The following is a 6532-nucleotide window of genomic DNA, read 5'->3' on the forward strand; positions in this document are numbered from 1 at the left end:
AGAATACCAAGTCTGGAACGATAAGTCAACAACTTTTTAAAAGAAGTTTTTTCGTTCGTTTCAAGCGTGCGTCCTCTTTAGGACATGAATTAATATACCACGATAGTTAGGGGATGACAACTGTTTTATTAAAATAGTTTCATTTTTTTCGCTTCTTCTTTTTAAGAACAGATTAAAGGCTGCAAACCACTCGGGCTCACAGCCTTCACTCGTTCACTTCATCATGATTGAAACGCGTCTTCGTTTTGCTTCGCTTATATAGAAGAAATACAACGACTCGGCTAATTTCATTTGTGCTTCAAGATCACCATAATCATCATAACTAATCTCAAGTAGATGACGTTTCATCAAGTAGTCTTCTTTTGCTTTAGACAATTCTGTAAGGAGACGCTCATCGTATTCGTTTCGGATTTTTTTTCGAAACCAACTCATAGTTCGCGTCTTCCCTCCATCGCACGGGATAATGTGACTTCGTCCGCATACTCTAAATCTCCCCCAACAGGAAGACCATGTGCAATTCGTGTCACACGAATTCCCGTCGGTTTCAGTAAACGTGACAAGTACATCGCCGTTGCCTCTCCCTCAATGTTCGGATTCGTTGCTAAGATGATTTCCGTAATGGCTTCGTCTTCTTGAAGACGTGTCAAAAGACTCGATACGTTAATGTCTTCAGGTCCAATCCCTTCCATTGGACTAATCGCCCCGTGGAGTACATGGTACAACCCTTGATAATCTCGCATCTTCTCCATCGCAATCACATCTCGCGAATCCTGAACAACACAGACAACCGTCCGATTACGATGTTTATCCGAACAAACATAACACGGATCTTTGTCCGTTATGTTTCCACACACGCTACAATAAGAAATATCGCGCTTCGCGCTGACGAGTGCCTTCCCGAACATCAACACATCATCTTCTTCCATGTCTAAGACATGAAAAGCAAGACGAACAGCCGTTTTCGGTCCGATCCCCGGTAGCTTCGTAAAACTTTCAATCAAACGACTGATTGCTTCAGGATATTGCAATTGATTTCCCCCTACAGTTTAAAACATTCCCGGCATGTTCATACCTTGCGTAAATTTACCCATTTTACTTGAAACAAGTTCATCGACTTTTTTCAATGCATCATTCGTTGCAGCGAGGACGAGATCTTGAATCATTTCGACATCGTCAGGATCCACTACTTCTTCTTTGATGATGACGTCGATGATGTTTTTATGACCATCAGCTACGACAGATACCATTTCACCGCCAGCTGTACCTGTCACTGTCAAATCCTTAAGTTCTTCCTGAGCTTTCGCCATATCCTTTTGCATCTTTTGCATTTGTTTCATCATATTGTTCATGTTTCCCATACCACGCATATTTGTTCCTCCTCAAGTAAGATTAGTCTTCAAATTCTACGATATCACCAAAACGACCAAGCGTCTCGGATAATAAACGATCGCTTTCCGATTCTTCAGCGACCTCTTTCTCTTCTATATTACTACTATTTCGCTTTGCAACAAACTCTGCCTTTAATTCATTCCAGTCTTGATCAAGAATTGCAAGAATCTCCCGTTTGACGCCACATACTTCAAACAGGGCTTCTTCGATAACGAAACGCGTTCGTTCATTCGTCATGACTTGTTCGAAATGCCAGCCCTTCCCGTTATCAAACTCAATCAATAACGTATCTCCCGAACACAAGACGGGTTTACTTTCATGGACAAGCGAATAGATCGGACCATCTTGCTTTAAGATGAGTTTTAGAATAGCATCCCAGCGCTCTTGGATTTCAAGCAATTGTGCTTTTTCTGCTCGCATCAGCATTTGTCGAATCCGCTCTTTCGCGATCCGCACGGTCGGACGACCTTGCTTCCGTTTAGCTGGTTGCGCCGCGACTGTTTCTGCTGCCGGTACACCGTTCGCTTTCAACTGATGCATCTGTTCCTTCATTTCTCTTACTTCCTGTTGCAATGACTGGACGATTTGTCCCGTCGTACGCCCCTGTTCCGTAATTTGGATGAAGGCAATCTCGACTAAGACACGTGGATGATTCGTCAATCGCATCTGTTGTTGGCAATCATGCAGTTGTTCGATGACATGGAAACATGTTTCCGCTTCAATCATTTCGACGAACTGTTTGAATTCCTCTGTCGGACGGGCGCGTTCTAACAAATCGACTGCCGTCGGTGAGGCTTTTAGCAGGAGCGTATCCCGATAAAAGAAGACCAGGTCCTCGACGAATCGCTTCAGGTCTTTTCCTGCCCGTTGCATCTGCTCAAGTGTCTGCAATAATTGATCGACTTGATGATTATGAAGTGCGTTTGCAATCGCGAGCAACGCTTCGTCTTCTACGGCACCCGTTACTTCGAGTACGGCAGCATCCGTCAAATCCCCATTCGAGAAAGCGACTGCTTGGTCGAGTAAACTTAAGGCATCCCGCATTCCTCCGTCTGCTGCGCGTGCAATCAACCGTAACGCCGTCTCCGAGTAGGCAATTTCTTGATCGGATAAGATGAACTGCATCCGTTCGACTAGTTGGTCGACTTCATGGCGTTTGACATCAAAACGTTGGCAACGCGAAATGATGGTCGCCGGGATTTTATGGGGCTCTGTTGTCGCTAAGATGAAAATCGCATGTGCCGGTGGTTCTTCAAGCGTTTTTAATAATGCATTGAACGCTCCCGTCGATAGCATATGCACTTCATCGATGATATAAACTTTATAGGCTGCTTCTGAAGGCGGGTACTTCACCTTATCGCGGATTTCACGAATTTCGTCGACTCCGTTGTTTGAAGCCGCATCGATTTCGAACACATCCGGACTCGATCCTTCCGTAATCGCGAGACATGTCGGGCATTCATTACACGGTTCTTTTACAGGTGCGTGTTCACAGTTGATTGCTTTTGCGATGATTTTCGCAAGACTTGTCTTCCCCGTTCCGCGCGGGCCTGAAAATAGGTAGGCATGTGACATCCGTTCTTCCATCAATGCGTTTTGAATCGTCCGAGTGATATGTGCTTGCCCGACGACTTCATCAAAACGCTGCGGACGATACACGCGGTATAGTGCTTGATAGGCCAAATTTGCGCCTCCTCTTTTTTAAGATCCTTGTTCTATTCTACCTAAAAAAGTCTACAACCGAAACCGGCTGTAGACTTGTTTTATAAAAATTAAACTGCCGCGCACCATATTCTGAAATATGTTCAACATGCGTTACTCACGCAGCCTGCTCAGTTCAAGCACTCCTGCGGCACACAGAGAGCACCACTTAAGGCTGCTTCCTTCCGGACCTGACCTAGTTCATGGGTATCTGTTGCGCAGGACTCAAACGTCAACGCTACTTACGTAAGGCAGACCATACCAATCATATCCCTCGATATGGAATTCAGTCTCGCTATAGCGGATTGCGAGTGACAGGGAACCGCTACATCCCCACCTAGCACGGCAAATGATTTATCGTTTTTTAGTGGCACCCGTTCGAGTGCTTTTTCATTATACTGTTTCGTCTAAATTGTTGCAACCCATTGCACGTTTCTTTGCTTTCTTTTTCGCACGAAGTTCGCGAAAGAACGCCGTTAACAACTCACCACATTCTTTTTCTAATATACCACTCGTCAGACGTGAAACATGGTTAAAGCGCTCATCTTGGATGAGGTTCATCAAAGTTCCGCAACAACCACCTTTTGGATCAACGGCTCCGAAGATGACATGTTCAATCCGCGATAACATGATGGCTCCGGCACACATCGGACACGGTTCAAGCGTCACATACAGTTCGCACCCTTCCAGTCGCCAGTTCCCGAGCTTTTCACACGCTTGCTCGATCGCGAGTAATTCGGCGTGTGCCGTCGCCTGATGATTCGTTTCCCGGTGATTATACCCGGTCGCAATGACTTGATCGTCTTTGACGATGACACACCCAATCGGCACTTCGCCGATGGCTTCCGCCTTTTTCGCCTCACCAATCGCGAGCTCCATATAATATTCGTGTCGCTCCACTTCTACTCACTCCCTATCTTTACAAAAATTCTCCCTCTGAAACTTCGGCAGGGGTCCCTGCTTTGTGCTAAAATATAAATTGCACTTTGCTGAACGGAGGGTAATTGAATATGTTCATAACGGTTGAAGGACCGATTGGTGTAGGCAAAACTTCACTTGCGAACGCCATCAGTCATCATTTCTCATTTTCTATGTTACGCGAAATTGTCGAAGAAAATCCCTTTCTTGGAAAGTTCTATGAGGACATCGAAGAATGGAGTTTCCAAACAGAGATGTTCTTTTTATGCAATCGCTTTAAACAGCTCGATGATATCGAACGTCACTACCTAAGTAAACAACGCTCTGTCGTCGCTGATTATCATATCTTTAAAAACCTGATTTTTGCTCACCGCTCGCTCAAAGTAGAGCACATCGATAAATATGAACAAATTTATTCGATCTTAACGACGGATATGCCAAAACCGGATGCCGTCATCTACTTGAATGCGAGTATCGATACACTGATGAAACGCGTCGCCTTACGCGGACGTGAAGTTGAAGAACACATGTCACGCGATTATCTCGAGCAACTCGCAGCAGACTACGAAACGTTCGTCACGGAGTATCAAATCAAACACCCGGAAGTCAAAGTCATCCGTTTTAACGGAGATGAACTCGACTTCGTCAAACGCCCAGAAGACTTGGATTATGTCTTAACTAAAATCCGCAATGAATTATATGAAGGAGCGAACCACGCATGAACTCGAAGTTACGTGAAAAATACAATATTCCGGCAGATGCCGTCATTACGATCGGTGGAATGGTCGGAATCGGAAAATCGACGATCACGAATGGTCTAGCAGACGCACTCGGCTTCCGGACATCTCTTGAAAAAGTCGATACGAACCCTTATCTCGATAAATTCTACCATGATTTCGAGCGCTGGAGCTTCCACTTACAAATCTATTTCTTAGCGGAACGGTTTAAAGAACAAAAGAAAATCTTCCAATACGGTGGTGGTTTCATCCAAGATCGCTCCATCTACGAAGATACAGGCATTTTCGCGAAGATGCACTTCGAAAAAGGAACGATGTCACCAACGGACTACGAAACGTACTCCAGTTTGTTCGATGCGATGGTCATGACGCCATTTTTCCCGCATCCGGACTTGTTGATTTATCTGGAAGGATCGTTTGAACAGGTGCTCGACCGGATTCGTCTCCGCGGACGCGAGATGGAACAGCAAACACCAATCGAGTACTGGGAAGAGATGTACGAACGGTATACGAACTGGATCAATAACTTCACGATTTGCCCGGTCCTTCGTTTATCCATCGATGAATATGATCTTCTCAATGAACCGGAGTCGATTGAACGTATCCTCTCGAAAATCGATAAACAACTTGAAGTCGCCCGGATTGCAAAAACACGTTGATTCCTCAAAAGCCCCTCGACAGTCGTCGAAGGGCTTTTGCGTGTAGACAAACTCTTATGAAGCGTGAACATGCGATAACGAAAGACAATCCGGTCGCGCTTCCCTGTCATACCTCGTCTTCAAAGCGGCAATCTTCCGCGCCGCTACAGCAAAGCTGCAGGGTCGCGACCGATTGCGCCCTAAACCGCCTGCATGCCTGGATTTCCTTCACGGCATGCCCTAAAAAAGCGTCACGTTTCGTTGACTCCTGCGGGAAAAAGTGCGTGTTTAGCGCACTTTTCAGAGGCAGACAAGACCCTGCTTCTTGTCCGTTAGGACGAAGGAGCAACGGCTTGCGCCTCGCCCGAGGAAAGCAACGAAAAAAGACGCTTGATCTCCCGATGGCACTTTGTCTACAGCCTGAGCCCCTCGACAGTCATCGAAGGGCTTTTTTTAGCGTGCTGTTACTTGTTTGATTTGGTCGATGTGATGTAAATCGTGTTGTTTCATCGCGCCAAGCAAGTCGACGATCATCATCGTTTTCCCGTTCGAAGTGAACGTATCCGTCAAACGTTCTTCCGGAATCAAATCAACGGCCCGGCTTAATAGGTCACGGCTGACTAAGAATTCATCAATCGTTAAGATTCGTTGCTGCTCGCGACTCATCTTCGCCGCTTCTTCGTTGACTTCCTGACTGTTCGGCTTCACACGGAATGGTTCGTCCGCCAACATGAATGGAAGACGTTCTGCCACCATGAAGCGGTCCCACGGTGACAAGTGACCTACGATTTCAGCAATCGTCCATTTGCCTTCCGCATATGAGCTACGCCACGCGTCTTCCGGGATGTGTTCGAGTTCACGGACGAAGTTCATCGTTTCTTTATAGTGAGTGAGTAAGGTTTCTTTTGTATTGGTCATATCAAGTGCTCCTTCTTCCTTTTTACATGTAGGAAAACATAGCATGTAAACGGATCTTGGTTCAATAAAAAAGCATCTCACACGATGTGAGATGCTCGATATAAGCGGAGTCGGTGGGATTCGAACCCACGCGGGCCTTACGACCCCTAACGGATTTCGAGTCCGTCCCCTTCAGCCGGGCTTGGGTACGACTCCATGTTAAATTTATTTTTGGGTAAAAAAAAAGAAGTG

General features: G+C 45.9%; 8 protein-coding genes, 1 tRNA gene and 1 other RNA gene. 2 read left to right on the forward strand and 8 right to left on the reverse strand.

Annotated features, from left to right (window positions below; all coding sequences use genetic code 11):
* Positions 1-213: 213 nt before the first annotated feature.
* The 6 genes from KNP94_RS15505 to tadA form a co-directional block, all read right to left on the reverse strand.
* Positions 214-432, reverse strand: a complete 219-nt coding sequence (locus tag KNP94_RS15505) for a YaaL family protein (RefSeq protein WP_029332191.1) — start codon at positions 430-432, stop codon at positions 214-216.
* Entirely contained in the window at positions 429-1028 is a 600-nt protein-coding gene (gene recR / locus KNP94_RS15510) for a recombination mediator RecR (protein ID WP_029332190.1), read from the reverse strand. The genes KNP94_RS15505 and recR overlap by 4 nt, the downstream gene beginning before the upstream one ends.
* Positions 1029-1046: 18 nt before the next feature.
* Positions 1047-1367, reverse strand: coding sequence for a YbaB/EbfC family nucleoid-associated protein (locus tag KNP94_RS15515; protein ID WP_012368932.1), 321 nt, complete (start codon positions 1365-1367; stop codon positions 1047-1049).
* Between the two features lie 22 nt (positions 1368-1389).
* A complete protein-coding gene (gene dnaX, locus KNP94_RS15520) occupies positions 1390-3072 on the reverse strand; it encodes a DNA polymerase III subunit gamma/tau (protein ID WP_214767985.1) in 1683 nt (560 codons plus the stop codon).
* Between the two features lie 97 nt (positions 3073-3169).
* Positions 3170-3436: signal recognition particle sRNA large type (gene ffs, locus KNP94_RS15525), an RNA gene on the reverse strand.
* 47 nt (positions 3437-3483) lie between these two features.
* Complete coding sequence (gene tadA / locus KNP94_RS15530; protein ID WP_088835959.1) at positions 3484-3990, reverse strand: tRNA adenosine(34) deaminase TadA; 507 nt, start codon at positions 3988-3990, stop codon at positions 3484-3486.
* A gap of 110 nt (positions 3991-4100) precedes the next feature.
* Here tadA and KNP94_RS15535 point away from each other — a divergent pair, with 110 nt between their 5' ends.
* Both KNP94_RS15535 and KNP94_RS15540 read left to right on the forward strand, forming a co-directional pair.
* On the forward strand, positions 4101-4730 hold the full coding sequence (locus KNP94_RS15535; RefSeq protein WP_088835958.1) for a deoxynucleoside kinase: 630 nt from the start codon (positions 4101-4103) through the stop codon (positions 4728-4730).
* Positions 4727-5404, forward strand: a complete 678-nt coding sequence (locus tag KNP94_RS15540; RefSeq protein WP_029332186.1) for a deoxynucleoside kinase — start codon at positions 4727-4729, stop codon at positions 5402-5404. Before KNP94_RS15535 ends, KNP94_RS15540 begins: the two co-directional genes overlap by 4 nt.
* Positions 5405-5836: 432 nt before the next feature.
* Here KNP94_RS15540 and KNP94_RS15545 read toward each other — a convergent pair whose 3' ends face one another.
* Together KNP94_RS15545 and KNP94_RS15550 are read right to left on the reverse strand one after the other, a co-directional pair.
* A complete protein-coding gene (locus KNP94_RS15545) occupies positions 5837-6301 on the reverse strand; it encodes a DinB family protein (protein WP_214767983.1) in 465 nt (154 codons plus the stop codon).
* Between the two features lie 105 nt (positions 6302-6406).
* Positions 6407-6496: transfer RNA gene (locus tag KNP94_RS15550), tRNA-Ser, on the reverse strand.
* Positions 6497-6532 lie beyond the last annotated feature (36 nt).

The organism is Exiguobacterium sp. s80, assembly GCF_018618725.1.
Classification (GTDB): Bacteria; Bacillota; Bacilli; order Exiguobacteriales; family Exiguobacteriaceae; genus Exiguobacterium_A; species Exiguobacterium_A oxidotolerans.

Bases quoted from the DNA above. Each gene is read 5' to 3' on its own strand.
- KNP94_RS15505 (WP_029332191.1), bottom strand. From the start codon at position 432: ATGAGTTGGTTTCGAAAAAAAATCCGAAACGAATACGATGAGCGTCTC.
- KNP94_RS15515 (WP_012368932.1), bottom strand. From the start codon at position 1,367: ATGCGTGGTATGGGAAACATGAACAATATGATGAAACAAATGCAAAAG.
- KNP94_RS15535 (WP_088835958.1), top strand. From the start codon at position 4,101: ATGTTCATAACGGTTGAAGGACCGATTGGTGTAGGCAAAACTTCACTT.
- KNP94_RS15540 (WP_029332186.1), top strand. From the start codon at position 4,727: ATGAACTCGAAGTTACGTGAAAAATACAATATTCCGGCAGATGCCGTC.
- KNP94_RS15545 (WP_214767983.1), bottom strand. From the start codon at position 6,301: ATGACCAATACAAAAGAAACCTTACTCACTCACTATAAAGAAACGATG.